This is a genomic window from Denitrificimonas caeni (genome assembly GCF_027498055.1).
In the GTDB taxonomy this organism is placed as follows: Bacteria; Pseudomonadota; Gammaproteobacteria; order Pseudomonadales; family Pseudomonadaceae; genus Denitrificimonas.
The window spans coordinates 776,237-793,389 of sequence record NZ_CP114976.1 but is presented as its reverse complement, the minus strand read 5'-3'; the positions used below and the strand labels follow the sequence as shown (position 1 = coordinate 793,389).

Below are 17,153 nucleotides of genomic sequence, written 5' to 3'. Positions count from 1 at the left end.
GGCACACTCCTAGCGCTGTCTAGACCGAGACCACTCAAAAATGAGAGCTGCTCTAGACGTACAACTAAAAACTTTAATAAGAATAATTCGCACTACTGTTTACATTCCAAATGAGAATCGTTAGCATGCTCGACATTCTTATCTGGAGTCTGTTATGCGCATCCCATTCACGTATTCACTTCTAGCCTGCTCGGTACTCGCCAGCAGCACTGCTTTTGCCAACCCTACCCCTGCCCAATTGGATCCAACGGTAGTCACTGCCTCTGGTTTTGAACAAAAAATCACTGATGCGCCAGCCAGTATTTCTGTGGTGAGCAACGCTGATCTGCAGAAAAAACGCTACAGCAACCTTGCCCAAGCTTTAGAAGATGTGGAAGGTATTGATATCAAACAAGGCACTGGTAAAACCGGTGGCTTAAATATCAGCATTCGTGGGATGCCCAGTGACTACACGCTCATTCTGATTGATGGCCGCCGACAAAATCCTGCGGGTAATGTAACGCCGAACGGCTTTAATGAAACCTCAACCAGCTTTATGCCACCCATGTCGGCCATTGAGCGCATTGAAGTGATCCGCGGCCCCATGTCGACGCTGTATGGCTCTGACGCCATGGGTGGGGTGATCAACATCATCACCAAAAAAGTTGCCAGCGAGTGGTCCGGTAGTATCAGCGCTGATTATACCTACCAAGAAGAGCGTGACTTTGGTGACACCGGCGGCACCAGCTTTTATGCCAGCGGCCCGCTTGTGGATGGCTTGCTGGGCATGAACGTGCGCGGTAGTTTTTTTGATCGGCAAAAATCCGACCTTACCTATGGCAGCGGGATTAATGTCAGCAAGCGTGGCCCTTCTCCAGTTGACGGGCAAAACTTCAACTTGGGTACGCGACTCAACTTCACCCCCAATGATGACCATGATTTTGCCATCGACTTTGAAAAAGGCCGGCAACGCTACAATAATGATGAGTGCCAGCTCGGTACCTTAGACGGTAAAAAAGGTGATGATGCAGCAGATGGTTGTGATGTCGCTGATCCAACCAAAGCCAATGGTTATAGCGATGAGCAGAAGTTTGAACGTAACCAATATGCCTTTACCCATACCGGCCGTTTTGCCTTAGGTACTTTAGACAGTGCTATTACTTACAATATGACCGAAACTTTGGGGCGTACCAATCCTGGCACTATGGGTAAACTTACGAACCAAAATATTCCCGGGGTAATCGCTGGTGACAAGCGCAAATTAAAATCTAAAGACCTGATTGTTGACACTAAGTTTGTTGCCCCTATTACTGAAAACAATATAACCACCATTGGTGGCCAGTACACCGACTCCAAACTCGAAGACGGCATTGCTACAGACAGATTCCAACAAGAGTCAGCGGCAGTTTTTGCTGAAAACGAATGGCATATGACTGAAGACCTTGCTCTAACTTTAGGCGGCCGTTATGACCGTCACCAAGCATTCGGTGGCAACTTTAGCCCCCGTGCTTATTTAGTCTGGAACACTACCGACAACTGGACTTTAAAAGGGGGCGTGAGTAAAGGCTATAAAACACCTAATCTAAATGACTTACATAATGGCGTAAATGGTGTAACCCGCCAAGGCAAGACAATTACGATAGGCAACCCAAACTTAAAACCAGAAAAAAGCACCAGCACTGAACTGGCCGCTTACTATGATAACTTGGCCAACTTTAATGCCAACGTCACTCTCTTCCACAATAAATTTAAAGACAAGATCTCTAATGGCGACCCTATTATCAGTCCTCTTTGTGCAACCAATAGTAACAGTGAGTGCTCACAGAAGATTAACGTCGATGATGCTGTCACCCAAGGTGTGGAGATGGCTGCCCAATGGTACTTCACCGATGACTGGAGCATTAAAGGTAACTACACCTATACCGACAGTGAACAAAAAAGCGGGGATAACAAAGGTGCGCAGTTGACCAATACGCCACGTCACTTAGCCAACACCAGTTTAAACTGGGAAGCCAATGACAAGCTTAAACTCTGGTTAAATGCGGAATACCGCGGTGAGCGCTCACGCTTTACCAGCCGCTATGCGAACCTAAGTGAGACAGAACAATCGATTTACAACACCCTTGGCAGCAAAACTAAAGCCTTCACCTTGTTCCATCTGGGTGGTTCTTACCAAGCCACAGATGCGCTGGCTTTGAATGCCACCATTTACAACCTGCTTAATAAAGACTTTGTTAAAGGGAAACCTTACATAACAGAGGACGGTGATCTCGCCTACGGCACCGACTACAGCCACTCAGGGAAATCCACCACAGGTTCGATCGAAGAAGGTCGTCGTCTGTGGATGTCCGCCACCTATCAGTTCTGATAAATCTAGAACGCAAATAAAACCCCCGCTAACACTCAGTGCTAGCGGGGGTTTTAGTTTGATAGGCTTACAAGTAATAGGACCTCAACGGCGGGAAGCCATTAAACTCTACCGAGCTGTAACTGGTGGTGTACGCACCAGTCGACAACCAGTACAAGCGGTCTTCACTGGCCAAGTTCAATGGTAAACCGTATTTGTAGTTCTCGTACATAATATCGGCGCTGTCACAGGTAGGGCCGGCAATCACCACATCTTCCAGCTCGCCCTGCTTTTCTGTCCAAATCGGAAACTTAATCGACTCGTCCAGTGTTTCAATCAAGCCTGAGAACTTACCCACATCGGTAAACACCCAGCGCTCCACCGCGGTGCGCGATTTGCGTGAAACCAGCACCACTTCACTGACCAAAATACCGGCGTTAGCAATCAACGAACGGCCCGGTTCCAGAATAATCTCGGGTAATTCATCACCAAAATCTTCTTTTAAGAAACGGGTGATTTCTTCAGCGTAAGCTTCAAGCGTATTGGTTTTGTTCAAATAGTTGGCCGGAAAACCGCCGCCCATATTGATCATTTGCAAGCGAATGCCATCTTCATTGAGCAAACGTTCAAAAATGATTTTCACTTTACCAATCGCCGCATCCCATGAGCCGATTTCACGCTGCTGTGAACCGACATGGAAAGAGACGCCATAAGGCACTAAGCCAAGCTCTCGCGCCAGCACTAACAAGTCCATGGCCATATCGGTTTGGCAGCCAAACTTACGTGACAGCGGCCAATCAGCCGAGCCTGAACCTTCAGTTAAAATGCGCACATAAACTTTAGAGCCCGGTGCGGCTTTAGCGATATTACGCAAGTCTGCTTCTGAGTCAGTGGCGAACATGCGCACACCTTTTTCATAAAAGTAACGCACATCACGGGCTTTTTTAATGGTGTTACCAAAGCTGATTTGCTCAGGCGTCACACCACACGACAGCACTTTATCGAGCTCATAAATTGAGGCGATATCAAAGCTGGAGCCTTTGTTATTGAGCAGCTCAGTGATTTCAACCGCAGGGTTGGCTTTGACTGCATAGTAAATTTTTGCAAAGGGGAAGTTATCAGCAATTTCATCGTAGGCACGCGCAATGGTTGCGGTATCAATAACGACAAATGGTGTTTCATGCTGATCAGCAAACGCCTTCATTTTGTTAAATGTAGCGGGTGCGAAATAATCTTCCACATTAATGGACATAAGCGAGACTCCTTCGTGGGTCGTGGCAAAATCAAGAAAATAAGGGATTACATCCGAACGCTGAATCCGTTTCCCCACTTTGGTTCGCCTACTTCCCAAGGCACGTCGCCGAGGATTTATAGCACTAAGCTATCAACCTCTCGTCGTCAGTACTTGAGCCGCATGGATCGTTTCAGCATGAGCGTTCTAGGCGCGCACTTTAGGGCTATGCCTCAGCGATAGCAACCTTAAAGAAAGTATTTTAAGATTGATTCGCTATAAGTATTTTAAATATTTATTTAATCAGCAATAAAAAATCAAAAAAAGAACTGACGACCCAGCCTACTCAGTTTTGTATGCCCACGCAGACACGCCACTTTAAGCGGCTAAAGTCGTTACAAAATCACCAAACTCAGAGAACGCTAAGCCCATCACACTCTGCTTATTTACTTATGTATTCATTTGAATACAATGACGCCAACCATCGCTAAATAACTCTGGAGAGTCATGTGAGTGGCAAGACCATCCCTTTTAGTGCCCGCATTAGTGTTGAAGATGCCGAGTTTATTAGCACGCTAGAGTTTGACGGTGCGCGCACACCCTCTGAGAAACTACGAGGACTGCTTGCAGAAACCCGACGCCAACAAGGTAGCTGTGAGGACTATGCGCAAAATCTCAGTCAAGCCCAAGAGCTGTTTGGCAAAATGAAGCATCAACTGCTGGTACGCCAGCAATCCCTGAACTACCTGCCTGATGCAACTTTACGTGTGCTTGATACGTTGCCTGACCTGTTTGCTAGCCTGCAAACCTTAACGGCACGCAGCGCCAACTTAAGTACACAAGAACTGCAAGCAGCCGATGCAGACATGCTTGATAAAATTTTTTATCTCAATGCGTTACTGCTGCCTTTAGCAATCACCAGTCAGTACGCTGCAGACAAAAAACAAAAAACCGCATTCGATTTAGCAACACTGTTACATGAGTACAAACAAAATCACATGGAGAAGAAGCATGAATGAAAGCATAACGAGTCGAGTTGCTCGACTGATGAGTGGCAGTGTCAATGCATTAGTTGATGCTGTTGAAAATGCATCACCAGAACTGGTTATGGAGCAAGCTATTCGTGAAATCGACTCAGCAATCGCTGATACACAAGCTGAGTTGGGCCAGCAAATCGCGCAGAAGCATTTAGCTAGCAAAAAGCTGATTGAAGAAAACAATCGCTATGAAGTTTTAGCTGAGCAACTGCATGTCGCCGTAGCCAATAGCCGCGATGATCTAGCCGAAGCTGGCATCGCCGAACAAATCGACATTGAAGCGCGGATGCCTGTGCTCGAACTCAGCATTGCCAATGCTACTGCTAGAGAAAAAGAACTGGAAGGTTTTATTCAAGCGCTACAAGCGAAAAAGCGCGAAATGAAGTCTGAATTAAACGCCTTTCTACAAACACGTGCAGCATCTGTAAGTGCCACCAGTGTTGCCAGCAAGCAAGGCGATAGCGCAGCCGATAAAGCCAACCGTGCAGGTGCAAGCTTTGACCGTGTGCTTGAAAAAGCCACAGGTATTGCCGGGCGCGATGTGTCGCTGACCAGCGCCAGCAAACTTGCCGAACTGGACGAACTCGCCCGTCACAACAGAATTGCCGAACGTTTAGCTGCTCTTAAAGCAGAGCAAAGCTAATGCTTGCGATGATACTGGCCAGTGAAAATATCGCTTTTAGTGCGGCATTACTGTTAATGCTGATGATTGCACTACTAGAAGGCGTAGGCATGCTGTTCGGTCTTGGTATATCAAACCTTCTCGAAAGTGTGCTGCCTGAAACTGATTTTTCACCTCATGCAGAAGTTGCACAACTGGATGCGCAATCGGCTTTGAGCCGCTTTCTTGGCTGGTTGCGGGTCGGTCAAGTGCCATTGCTGATGCTATTGATGGTGTTTCTGCTGTGCTTTGGCTTACTTGGTCTGATCGTACAAAACATTTTGCATGAGCTGAGCGGATGGTTAGCACCGGGCTGGATTGCTGCGCCATTGATCATGCTCTTGAGTTTGCCGCTCGTGCGCACCTGTGGCGGACTACTGCAATGGCTCATGCCCAAAGATGAAACCACCGCGGTCAGCTCAGAAAGCTTAATCGGGCGCATCGCGACAATCACCTTAGGCACCGCAGCCTATGGATACCCGGCAGAAGCCCGGGTCAAAGATCAGCATGGCTACAGCCATTACATTCAACTTGAGCCTGATGATGCTAGCCATGTATTCGAGCAAGGCACTGCTGTTTTAGTACTCTCACGTGAAGGCGCCATTTATCGCGGCATACGCAACTCCAACCCTCACTTAACCGAATAAAAATACAACCTATATATCTAAACGGACTAGGATTTTAAACATGCTCAACAGCAACTTAATCAATATCACAATCATTGCCGGCTCGGTGCTTATCACTTTGTTGGCGCTAGGTTTAATCCTAGCCAGACTCTATAAACGCGCTTCTAAAGAAGTATCATTTGTGCGCACCGGATTTAATGGCGAAAAAGTCATTATGAATGGTGGTGCCATTGTTCTACCGGTGCTGCATGAAATCATCCCAGTAAACATGAACACCTTACGTCTTGAGGTGCGCCGCGCTAATGAGCAGGCATTGATCACCCGCGATCGTATGCGCGCTGACGTCACCGCAGAGTTTTATGTTCGCGTTAAACCCACCACAGAATCTATCGCTAATGCAGCGCAAACTCTGGGTTTAAAAACCATGAATCCACACGAGCTTAAAGAGCTGGTGGAAGGTAAGTTTGTTGATGCTTTACGCTCTGTCGCGGCAGAAATGGCAATGGAAGAGTTGCATGAGAAGCGCGTCGACTTCGTGCAAAAAGTGCAGCATGTGGTATCTGAAGATTTATTAAAAAACGGCTTAGAGTTGGAATCGGTTTCCCTAACAGGCTTAGATCAAACCGCATTTGAGCATTTTAATCCGCAAAATGCTTTTGATGCTGAAGGCCTCACCAAACTCACCCAAGCCATTGAGTCACGTCGTAAAATTCGCAACGATATTGAGCAAGAAACTGACTTAGCGATCAAAACAAAAAACTTAGAAGCTGAACGTAGCAAACTCAATATTTTGCGTGAAGAAGAGTATGCGCGTTTAGAACAAGAGCGCGAAGTGTCGATCCGTCGTGCATCACAAATGGCAGAAATTGCCAGTGAGCAAGCGGAGAAACAGCGTGCAGCAGAAGAGGCTAAAATTGCCGCTCAGCGCGAGATCGACTTAAAGCGTATTGTTGCAGATCGGGATATTGATGCGGAAACTATCCAAAAAGAACGGGCTGTGCGCGAGATGGAAATTGCTAAGCAGCGTGCTGTCGAAGAAGCTGAAGTCAACCGACAAAAAGCCATTGAACTGGCTTCTCAGGACAAGTCCATCGCTATCGCAGAAAAATCGCGTGCAGAGTCTGAGGCTAAAGCTGAAGCCGACAAAGCCAGAGCTTTAGCGGTACAGCAAGAAGAAGCGGTAATTACCGTCCGTCAAACTGAACAAGCCGAGCGTGCCAAACAAGTCGAACTTATTATGGCGCGGCAAATGGCTGAAAAAGAAGCAATTAAACTGGTAGTCAATGCCGAGTCAGAGAAAAAGGCGGCCGAAGACCAAGCTGAAGCAGTGCGGGTTAACGCACAAGGTCAAGCCGATAAGCAGCGCTTAAGTGCCCAGGGACAGGCCGATGCAGAAGTACTACTGGCCGATGCCAAAGAGCGCAGCTATAAAGTTGAAGCAGAAGGTAAGAAAGCCATTAACGATGCGGCCAATATGCTCTCTCCTGAGCAGATCGCGATGCAAGTGCGCATGGCACTGATTCAACACCTACCTGAAATCATTGCACAAAGCGTTAAGCCAATGGAGCAGATCAGTGACATCAAGATTTTGCACGTCAATGGTTTGGGACAAAATGGCGCTGCAGACGGTAACAACACAGGTACGGCGGCAGAGCCCGCTAACAGCGGTTCGCTAGCTGACCAAGTGGTAAGCAGTGCGCTTAGATATCGAGCACAAGCACCAATCCTAGATTCATTGCTGTCAGAAATCGGCCTAAAAGGTGCTGATATCAACGGCATGGCAGAAGCGATGAACAAGCCGACTGCGCTGAACTAAAACAGCTCTAAAGCTTATCGTTTTTGTACGTGATGGCTGTATTGCACAGTCACCACGTACAAAAAGATTACTCCAATACAGCCATAGCACTTTGTAAAAATTAAGAACTTACCACTGCCATTTCTATACTTACTGCCGAAAGCGATTAACCAGCTCATGCAACTGCTCAGAGACCCGCTGCGAATTGCGGATGCTTGTCGCGCTCTCTTGAGTGCGCTGTAAACTACGCTCTGATAACCCAGCAATATCTGCCACTTGCCGATTAACCTCCTGTGAGACCATTGCTTGCTCCTCTACCGCTGTTGCCATTTGCTCAGACATTGCTGAGATTCGGTTAACTGCAACAACAATGCCCGCCAGCATACTTTCTGACTCAAGCACACGCTGCAAGCCCATTTGCGCATCTGCGGCACCTTCTTCGGCAACCTTTACCGAAGTGCTGGCTTGAGTGCTTAATTCAGCCACAATCTGGCGAATATTTTGTGCCGACTCGCGCGTATTAGCAGCCAGTAGTCGCACCTCATCAGCCACCACCGAAAAGCCACGGCCATGCTCACCAGCGCGGGCCGCTTCAATCGCCGCGTTGAGCGCCAACAAGTTGGTTTGGTCAGAAATACTCTCAATGGAGACTGCAGCTCGGGCAATGGCATCGGTTTGCGCAGCTAAGCTCTGCACAGCTTGCCCAATCGCTAATACAGTGTCACGTAGCTGCTCAATTGAGCTGCGGGTCACTTGCGCAATACTCACACCTTGGTCAGCTAAATCACTGGAATGCCCCGCTTGGTCTGCAGTTTTTTGCACATTGTCTGAAATCTCATGGATGGCCAGTGACATTTCATGCATGGCGGTGACCACAAGCTCTGTTTGCTGACTTTGGTGGAGCATTTCTTCACGGGCCGTTTCAGTCAATGCCAAGCCTAAGCGTGATTGCTCAGTCACTTGCCGCGAGGCATCTTCAATACGGGTCAGGACCGCATCCAAGTGGGCGCGCAAACTCATCACCCCTACCATGATATTTCCAGTCATTCCTTGCTGATCAGTATAAGTGCTGGCCGCTAAAGGGTGCATAAACACACCATGCAGCTCACTTCTGATCAGCTCTAAGTCATGTTTATACTGTAAATATTGAATGCCACCAAAAGCCAATAAGGCGGCAATCAGCCACAGGGTACTGGCCAATGGCGAAACGCTGTAACCCAAAATCAATGCCGGAATAATAAAGCCAACCGCACCCATCAACTGTTTTAAGTAACGTGGCACTTGCAGCTGTCGACGCTTACGATTCATGCGCGCATACAGTTTTTCTGCGCGGGCAATATCAGCCCGCTCAGGGCATGAGCGCACTGACTCATAGCCCACCACTTCACCACACTCAGTTACTGGAGTGACATAGGCGCTGACCCAGTAATGATCGCCGTTTTTGCAGCGATTTTTCACCAACCCCATCCATGGCCGACCAGCCTTTAGATGCTTCCACATGACCTCAAACGCCTCTTTAGGCATATTAGGGTGACGTACAATATTATGGTGCTGGCCAACAAGTTCATTGCGGGTAAAGCCACTGATATTTTCAAAGCAATCATTGCAATGGGTAATCACACCATTTAAATCTGTCGCAGAAATGAGTTTCATCTCTGGAGCAAAGCGTTTTTCACGCTGTGTTACTGGGCGGGCAGCGGGCATGGTATTGACCTTAATTTTGGCGCAAGCAGGCCTGAGCTCAGCAAAGGGCTCGGCCGGCTGCGACCTAGAAAATTGTAAGCAGAGCCCAAGCAAGACTGAATGTCTGCTGGCTCAATGAAAATACAAATGAAGAAATATCCGAGATAGCACAAATTATACGCGAAAAAAGTGCGCGCTGCGGATTAAACAAGCCAGATTCAGTAACGCTTTAAGCGCGCGGTTTAATAAGCTGCGCTGTTCCCTTTAAGCGCTCCAGCCGACGAGGGTATAAATGATACCCAAAAGGGCAATCAAGAGTAAAAAGGCGGATGACAACAGTGAGATACTGCGTTTATGTTGCTGGAAAAAACCACCGCCCATCAACACTGCATAGCTCAATAAAATCACAAAATCCACTAGCATCCAGAGTGCAGTCAGCAGCACGAGACTGACTTTAAAATCACTGGTCACACTAATAAATTGCGGAAAAAAGGCAACAAAGAAAACGATATCTTTCGGGTTTGAAATCCCTAGAAAAAACCCATTAAAAAACCCTGAGTGACGCCTCACAGTTGTGCGCGACGTGGCTGCCGGCTGCGTATTCTTCTGTGTTAATTCAGTGCGTAAACCCTGCACAGCCATCCAGCCAATAAAGCCACAACCCAGCAAACTGATCCACTGCAGACTATTGCCATCCAGCGCGATGACCCCAGAGACAATCAGCGCAGCTGCAGCCAGCAGGGTTAGCGAAGCCATGTTGCTGCCCAGCACCGTACTCAGCGCATATCTAAAGCCATGCCGCGAGGCCGCATTAATCACCAATGCAACAATCGGCCCAGGCGTGCCAATCAATACCACAATAGCGATAATATAAGCCAAGAGAAGCGAGTAATTCATGCAATCATCCTTAATCTAGACGCAGCAAAGTGCACCTGCAGCCACCCATGATCTACAGCCAGCAACCTGTGCAATTCAGCTTTCGCAGCACTGTTTAACATCAAAGTTTACTCACCCAAAAAACCACCGGACTGGCGATTCCACAGACGTGCATACAAACCGTTTTTGGCCAATAGCTCTTGGTGACTGCCAATTTCTACAATCCGACCTTGATCCATCACCACTAAACGATCCATGGCAGCAATGGTGGAAAGTCGGTGGGCAATGGCTATCACAGTTTTATCAGCCATCAACTCATACAGACTTTCTTGAATGGCCACCTCGACCTCTGAATCCAAAGCACTGGTGGCTTCATCTAAAAGTAAAATTGGTGCATCCTTGAGCATCACTCGGGCAATGGCGATACGTTGGCGCTGACCACCAGACAGCTTCACGCCACGATCGCCGACATGGGCATCCAAGCCTGTGCGCCCTTCGGCATCCGACAGTGACGGAATAAACTCAGCCGCTTGCGCCCGCTCAATGGCTTGCTGCAACTCTGCCTGCGTGGCATCGGGGCGGCCATAGACAATATTATCCCGCACTGAGCGGTGCATTAACGAAGTGTCCTGCGTCACCATACCAATGTGCTGCCGCAATGACTGCTGGGTAACTTGGCTAATGTCTTGGCCGTCGATTAAAATCTGACCACTGTGAATATCATAAAAGCGCAGCAAAATATTCACTAAAGTGGATTTACCTGCGCCAGAGCGTCCGACTAAACCAATTTTCTCCCCTGCTTTAATGTGCAAATTAAAATCAACCATCAAGGGCTTGCCGTTGCGGTACTGAAAACACAGCTGTTTAAATTCAATCTCCCCGTGTGGTACCTGCAATGCCTTGGCATTGGGCGCATCCAGCAGCTTAACCGGCTTACTGATGGTATTGATGCCATCCTGCACTGTGCCCAGGTTTTCAAACAGCATCGTCGCTTCCCACATCACCCAATGCGATAAGCCAATCAGCCGTAAGGCCATGGCAATAGCCGCAGCGACTGCACCCACCGCAATTAAATCCTGCTGCCACAAATACAAACTCAAGGCCGCGGTGCCGCCAACCAAGAGCATATTCAAACTGTGATTGAGCAACTCTAAGTGACTTACCCAGCGCATTTGCGCATGCACTGTGCCCATAAACTCTTGCATGGCTTGCTTGGCATAACCCGCCTCACGGCCACCATGGGAAAACAGCTTCACTGTGGCAATATTTGAGTAAGCATCGGTGATACGCCCAGTCATTAACGAGCGCGCATCAGCCTGATCCCGCGCCAGCAATGCCATGCGCGGTACAAAAAACCACAATACAAGGGCAAAAATAACCAGCCAAGCGACAAAAGGCAGTAACAGCCAAGCATCAAAACTGAATAAAATAACCGCAGTGGTCAAAAAGTAAATCACCACATAGACCAGCATTTCGGCACAAATCATAATGGTGTCACGCACCGCCAAGGCTGTTTGCATCACCTTCGCCGAAATGCGCCCAGCAAACTCATCTTGATAGAACTGCATGCTTTGACTGAGCAGCAACTGGTGAAATTGCCAGCGCAAACGCATCGGCAGCACGCCCTGCAAAGTTTGAAAGCGCACATTATTCGTCAGTAACACCCACAATGGACTCAGCGCGATGAGCAACAGCATGGCCATTAACGGCCCACTTTTATCCAACCAGAATTGCTCAGGGCCCAGCTGTGTCATCCAGTCCACAACTTTCCCCATCAATTGAAAGAGTACAGCCTCAAACACCCCAAAACCGGCGTTCAACAGGACTAAGAAAAACAGCCACACGCCAGAGCCCCGCGCACAGGCCAAAATAAAATGACCAATACTGACCCGTTTCAGAACCAAGGGTTCTTCTGGATAAGGATCAATGCGACGTTCAAACCAATCAAACCAGGCCATAACCACTCTTACCTATAAAGGATTCAACACGCCCAGCAACCTGTATTACGGTGCAGCGTGCATAGCCCGCTATTCTAACTCAATGCACAGCTCGCACTGTAAATTTACTCGGTGCCTGTATTTATACGCAGGATTGGCCTTGCCTGTTTCCATCTATGCCAGTAAGTCCGCTATAATATTCGGCTAATTTTTGAACTCTTTTATTTGAGGCGCTATCAGCATGAGCAAACAGGCTGCCGAAGTCGCGAAACGTCGTACGTTCGCTATTATTGCCCACCCGGACGCCGGTAAAACCACCATTACCGAGCGCTTATTGCTGATGGGACAAGCCATTTCTATTGCCGGTACGGTTAAATCACGTAAATCGGATCGCCATGCCACCTCGGACTGGATGGCCATGGAACAACAACGGGGTATTTCCATTACCACCTCGGTGATGCAGTTCCCGTACCGCAAACACATGATTAACCTGCTCGACACCCCAGGTCACGAAGACTTCTCGGAAGATACCTATCGCACTCTAACGGCGGTGGACAGTGCCTTGATGATGATCGACGGTGGTAAAGGGGTGGAGCCGCGCACCATCGCCTTGATGAATGTGTGTCGTATGCGTGATACGCCGATTATCAGTTTTATTAACAAAATGGACCGCGATATCCGTGACCCCATTGAGTTGCTGGATGAAATTGAAGAAGTCCTTGGCCTCAAAGCTGCGCCCATCACTTGGCCAATTGGCTGCTACCGTGAATTTAAAGGGGTCTATCACCTCACTGAAGATGTGATTTATGTCTACTCGTCCGGTCACGGTCACGAACGCACGGATGCCAAAATTATTAAGCATCTCGACAGCGATGAAGCGCGCGCGCATATCGGTGATCTCTACGATGACTTTTTAGAAGAGTTGGAGCTGGTGCAAGGCGCTTGTCATGCGTTTGAGCATGATGAGTTTCTGCAAGGCCAAATGACTCCGGTGTTTTTCGGTACTGCCCTGGGCAACTTTGGTGTCGATCAGGTCTTAGATGCCTTTGTCGACTGGGCGCCAGCACCACAGCCGCGCATGGCATTGGAGCGTGAAGTACTGCCCAGCGAAGAAACCTTCAGCGGCTTTGTGTTTAAAATCCAAGCCAATATGGACCCGCGCCACCGCGACCGTATTGCTTTTATGCGGGTGTGTTCAGGTAAATATGAGCAAGGGATGAAGATGCGTCATGCCCGCATCAATAAAGACATCCGTATTGCCGATGCCCTGACCTTCTTCTCCAGCGACCGTGAACGCCTTGAAGAAGCCTATGCCGGCGATATTATTGGTCTGCATAACCACGGCACTATTCAAATTGGCGATACCTTTACTGAAGGTGAAGAGCTGTCCTTTACTGGGGTACCGCACTTTGCTCCAGAACTGTTTCGCCGTGTGCGCCTGTCTGATCCACTGCGCGCTAAGCAACTGCGCCAAGGCTTGCAAGAGTTGGCCGAAGAAGGTGCGACCCAGGTGTTCTTTCCCCAGCGCAACAACGACATTATTCTCGGCGCCATTGGTGTGCTGCAGTTTGATGTGGTCGCCAGCCGCCTGAAAGAAGAATACAAAGTGGAATGTATTTACGAGAGTATTAACGTCTGGTCGGCGCGTTGGATTGAATGCGACGATAAGAAAAAGCTGCAAGAGTTTAAAGACAAGGCCCATGAGAACTTGTCCATTGATGGCGGTGGTCACCTGACGTATCTGGCGCCCACTCGAGTGAATCTGAGCATTATGGAAGAGCGTTGGCCGGACATTAAATTCTTAGCCGCCCGTGAATCCCACTAAGCCGCCAGTCGCTGGACTAAACAGCCAGTAGCCTGCATTCTAAAAGCGAAGATTTTGATCTTCGCTTTTTATTGGAGGCCAGCCCTAATGATTGACAGCCACTGCCATCTCGACTTTCCTGCCTTTGATCATGATCGTGCTGCGGTGATTGCTCGCAGCCAAGCCCTTGGGGTTAGAAAAATGATTGTTGCTGGCATCTCACGGCAACATTGGCCACGCCTCTGGAATACTGTCCAAACCAACGCTGGCCTCTATGCAGCCTTTGGTTTACACCCCTATTTTCTCGCTGAACATCACAACCAAGACCTGCTGGCACTGCGCGAGTATTTAACCCGTTATCAAGATCACCCCAAACTTTGCGCGGTGGGGGAAATTGGGCTGGATTTCTTGTTAACAGACCTTGATCGCCAGCGACAAATCGATCTATTCGAACAGCAGCTGGAATTAGCCGCTGAGTTTAATTTACCGGTGATTATTCACGCTCGGCGTGCCAACGCTCAGGTCACTGCTTGCTTAAAGCAAGCGAAACTGCCCCGCGCGGGAATTATTCATGCATTTTCCGGCAGCTATGAAGAGGCTATGGAATATATCAAGTTGGGCTTTTTATTGGGTTTTGGCGGCGCTGCCACTTGGCCAAGAGCAACGCGCCTACAAGGTGTGTTAAAACGCTTACCTTTAGAGCACATCGTTTTAGAAACCGACAGCCCTGATATGCCGCCCGCCTGGCTCGCAACTGGCCAGCGCAACAGCCCAGAGCAATTACCACAGATTTGTCAGCAACTGGCTGCGGTGCTCGGCATTAGCAGTGCGGAGCTTGCTGCACAAACCAGTAAGAATGTGCAGCGTTTATTAAATCTATCCGCTTAAAGGCGACCGCGCATTACATCTTAAAGGCACTAATCAGGGTTTTCAGGTGTTCAACCTGAGCACTCATATCTTGGCTGGCTTGCGCAGTTTCATCTGCGCCTTGCGCCGTCAGTTCGCCGGTTTGGTTGATCTGCACAATATTTTGATCAATGTCATGAGCGACTGCGGTTTGCTGTTCCGCAGCTGCAGCAATTTGCTGAATTTGATCAACAATCATCCCCACCGCTGCCAGAATATTTTCTAAAGCGCTCTGCACCTCTACCGATTGCGCCACCGTCTCATCGGCCATTACATGGCTGGCACTCATGGCTTTAACCGCCGAGCTAACACCACCATGTAACTGACTGATCATTTGTTCAATTTCTGCTGTTGAATGCTGAGTACGCTGCGCCAAATTGCGCACCTCATCCGCAACCACCGCAAAGCCACGGCCTTGCTCACCAGCACGGGCAGCTTCAATTGCCGCATTCAATGCCAGCAAGTTGGTTTGCTCGGCAATACCTTTAATCACATCCAGCACTTGCCCAATCGATTTGCTGTTCGTGGCTAACTGATTAATAGCCACCACTGAGCCGTCAATTTCCTGCGCCAGCTTTTGAATATTGCTGACTTGTTGCTCAACCTGCACACGGCCACTGATGGTCTCATCATTGACACTTTGCGCATTCCCCACCGCTGAGGCAGCACTGTTAGCCACTTCCTGTGAGGTGGCTGACATTTCATTCATGGCAGTGGCCACTTGCTCAATTTGCGCACGCTGTTCTGCAGCAGCGGTATTGCTTTGTGCTGAGACGCTCAACACTCGTGTGGCCTGCCCTTCCACATCATGCACAGTGTTATTGACCTGCTCCAGCAAAGCATGAATACGCTGCACGGTTTGATTAAAAGCACCGCCCAACTCGCCAAGCTCATCGCGGCTTTGCACCTTAAAGTGTGCTGTTAAATCACCCGCAGCAACTTGATCCATCACCAAACCAAGGCTGCGTAAACTTGAGCGTGTTGATACATAAAAAGCGCTATATAAATAACCTATGAGCAAAAACACTGCTGCCAGCGCCGCAATTAGCAAACTCATTTGCCAGCGATAACTGACTAAGCGCTCACCCAAAACCCCTGCTAAGTAATCGATCACTTGGCTGTTTAAATTGTGGGTTTTATCGATCAATGTGGAGGTTTGCTGGTAGAGATCGCCCCATGGCTTATCCAGCGAATCAGCCATAATGACATCATCTTCTAAAAGGCGCAGAGCATCTTGTAGGGTCACACGGCTTTCTGCAGCATAACTACTCAAGGCCTGCGAGGCCGCAATACTGCCAGACAAGGCTTCATTGAGCTTCATTTCATACTCAGCGCTGAGTTTGTCCAGTCCCAACTGCAAGTTATCCAGCAGATTACTGTTGGTGGAGTCCAAATAACCACGGGCCATGGATAAACTCGCCACCGCACGCCCTTCACCCAAGCTTTGGGTCACGTCAGGAGTTACCTCTGTAATTAAGGCAACCAGTTGGCGTACTTCTAAATCTGTATCTTGGCTTAAACCTGTTTGGCTGGTAATAAATCGATTAAATAACACGCCGCTGGCCAATAATTCACCAGCCATCACTGCCCGTGTTTGTAAGGAAGGTTGCTGATGCACAGCCTCAAGCTGCGCTAATAACTGGTTACGCTTACTATCAAAATCCGCGCGTTGCTCTGCGCTGCCTTGGACAAGCTCAAGATGCTGCCATTGGTTGGCAATGTCTTTTTGTAGGCGCTCAATGCGCTGCTCTAACTCTCCGGTGGTGCCACCTTGGCCAATTACTGCGTTAATACGCAACAGATCATGCCAGTGCTCAAGTTGTGCAGTGGTATTTAAGCTGGCATCCAGTAGCTGCAAACCTTGCGCCTCAATTTGCGTATGCACAAACACCTGATATGAGTCACGCACCAAATAAAAATTAGTCACCAGCATCGGCACAAAAAATAATGCACTAATTAAGCTGAACTTCATGCCAAAACTTAAACGATTCATCAGCCTAATAGCTGGATGCAATAAAATCCTCACAGCAATTCCCCCAAGTGTTTCTTGTTATTTTTGGCTGTATTCATGATGTTGCGTCACGCTCAGCAAATTATATTTTTATCGATACTGCGGCTTTATCGCGTATAAGTCGAGCTTTTCAAATTATCATTACCTTAGCCTTACTTATCGACCGCAGCAGGCAAAACTTAACCGCGCCAACCCAGTCTTGACAAAGCAGCGCCAAGGCTTTTAGTTAGCTGCTCATACATTTATCACCCAGACAGCGT

General features: G+C 48.5%; 12 protein-coding genes. 7 read left to right on the top strand and 5 right to left on the bottom strand.

Going from position 1 to position 17,153, the window contains the following annotated elements; genetic code table 11:
• Positions 1–154 precede the first annotated feature (154 nt).
• Positions 155–2,347 (top strand): TonB-dependent receptor domain-containing protein, encoded by a 2,193-nt coding sequence (locus tag O6P33_RS03825; RefSeq protein WP_269818924.1) that lies wholly within the window; start codon positions 155–157, stop codon positions 2,345–2,347.
• 67 nt (positions 2,348–2,414) lie between these two features.
• Here O6P33_RS03825 and O6P33_RS03820 read toward each other — a convergent pair whose 3' ends face one another.
• Positions 2,415–3,578 (bottom strand): type III PLP-dependent enzyme, encoded by a 1,164-nt coding sequence (locus O6P33_RS03820; protein WP_269818923.1) that lies wholly within the window; start codon positions 3,576–3,578, stop codon positions 2,415–2,417.
• Positions 3,579–4,066: 488 nt separating this feature from the next.
• Here O6P33_RS03820 and O6P33_RS03815 point away from each other — a divergent pair, with 488 nt between their 5' ends.
• Genes O6P33_RS03815 through O6P33_RS03800 form a run of 4 tightly spaced genes read left to right on the top strand, consistent with a single transcriptional unit; the run spans position 4,067 to position 7,697 of the window.
• A complete protein-coding gene (locus O6P33_RS03815) occupies positions 4,067–4,576 on the top strand; it encodes a hypothetical protein (protein ID WP_269818921.1) in 510 nt (169 codons plus the stop codon).
• Positions 4,569–5,237: a PspA/IM30 family protein gene (locus O6P33_RS03810; RefSeq protein ID WP_269818920.1), complete on the top strand. Its 669-nt coding sequence runs from the start codon at positions 4,569–4,571 to the stop codon at positions 5,235–5,237. The genes O6P33_RS03815 and O6P33_RS03810 overlap by 8 nt, the downstream gene beginning before the upstream one ends.
• Positions 5,237–5,902: a YqiJ family protein gene (locus O6P33_RS03805; RefSeq protein ID WP_269818919.1), complete on the top strand. Its 666-nt coding sequence runs from the start codon at positions 5,237–5,239 to the stop codon at positions 5,900–5,902. The genes O6P33_RS03810 and O6P33_RS03805 overlap by 1 nt, the downstream gene beginning before the upstream one ends.
• A 40-nt stretch (positions 5,903–5,942) precedes the next feature.
• Positions 5,943–7,697, top strand: a complete 1,755-nt coding sequence (locus O6P33_RS03800) for a flotillin family protein (RefSeq protein WP_269818918.1) — start codon at positions 5,943–5,945, stop codon at positions 7,695–7,697.
• Between the two features lie 129 nt (positions 7,698–7,826).
• On the opposite strand, the gene O6P33_RS03795 is transcribed toward O6P33_RS03800, so the two are convergent.
• The 3 genes from O6P33_RS03795 to O6P33_RS03785 form a co-directional block, all read right to left on the bottom strand.
• Positions 7,827–9,380 (bottom strand): methyl-accepting chemotaxis protein, encoded by a 1,554-nt coding sequence (locus O6P33_RS03795; RefSeq protein WP_269818917.1) that lies wholly within the window; start codon positions 9,378–9,380, stop codon positions 7,827–7,829.
• A 243-nt stretch (positions 9,381–9,623) separates the two neighbouring features.
• Positions 9,624–10,256, bottom strand: a complete 633-nt coding sequence (locus O6P33_RS03790; protein ID WP_269818916.1) for a LysE family translocator — start codon at positions 10,254–10,256, stop codon at positions 9,624–9,626.
• A gap of 107 nt (positions 10,257–10,363) precedes the next feature.
• Positions 10,364–12,193, bottom strand: a complete 1,830-nt coding sequence (locus tag O6P33_RS03785) for an ABC transporter ATP-binding protein (protein ID WP_269818915.1) — start codon at positions 12,191–12,193, stop codon at positions 10,364–10,366.
• Positions 12,194–12,413: 220 nt separating this feature from the next.
• Between O6P33_RS03785 and O6P33_RS03780 the strand changes: the two genes are divergently transcribed.
• On the top strand, positions 12,414–13,997 hold the full coding sequence (locus tag O6P33_RS03780) for a peptide chain release factor 3 (RefSeq protein ID WP_269818914.1): 1,584 nt from the start codon (positions 12,414–12,416) through the stop codon (positions 13,995–13,997).
• An 87-nt stretch (positions 13,998–14,084) separates the two neighbouring features.
• A complete protein-coding gene (locus O6P33_RS03775; protein WP_269818913.1) occupies positions 14,085–14,864 on the top strand; it encodes a TatD family hydrolase in 780 nt (259 codons plus the stop codon).
• 13 nt (positions 14,865–14,877) lie between these two features.
• Here the strand turns inward: O6P33_RS03775 and O6P33_RS03770 are convergent, their stop codons facing one another.
• On the bottom strand, positions 14,878–16,908 hold the full coding sequence (locus O6P33_RS03770; protein ID WP_269818912.1) for a methyl-accepting chemotaxis protein: 2,031 nt from the start codon (positions 16,906–16,908) through the stop codon (positions 14,878–14,880).
• Positions 16,909–17,153: the final 245 nt, after the last annotated feature.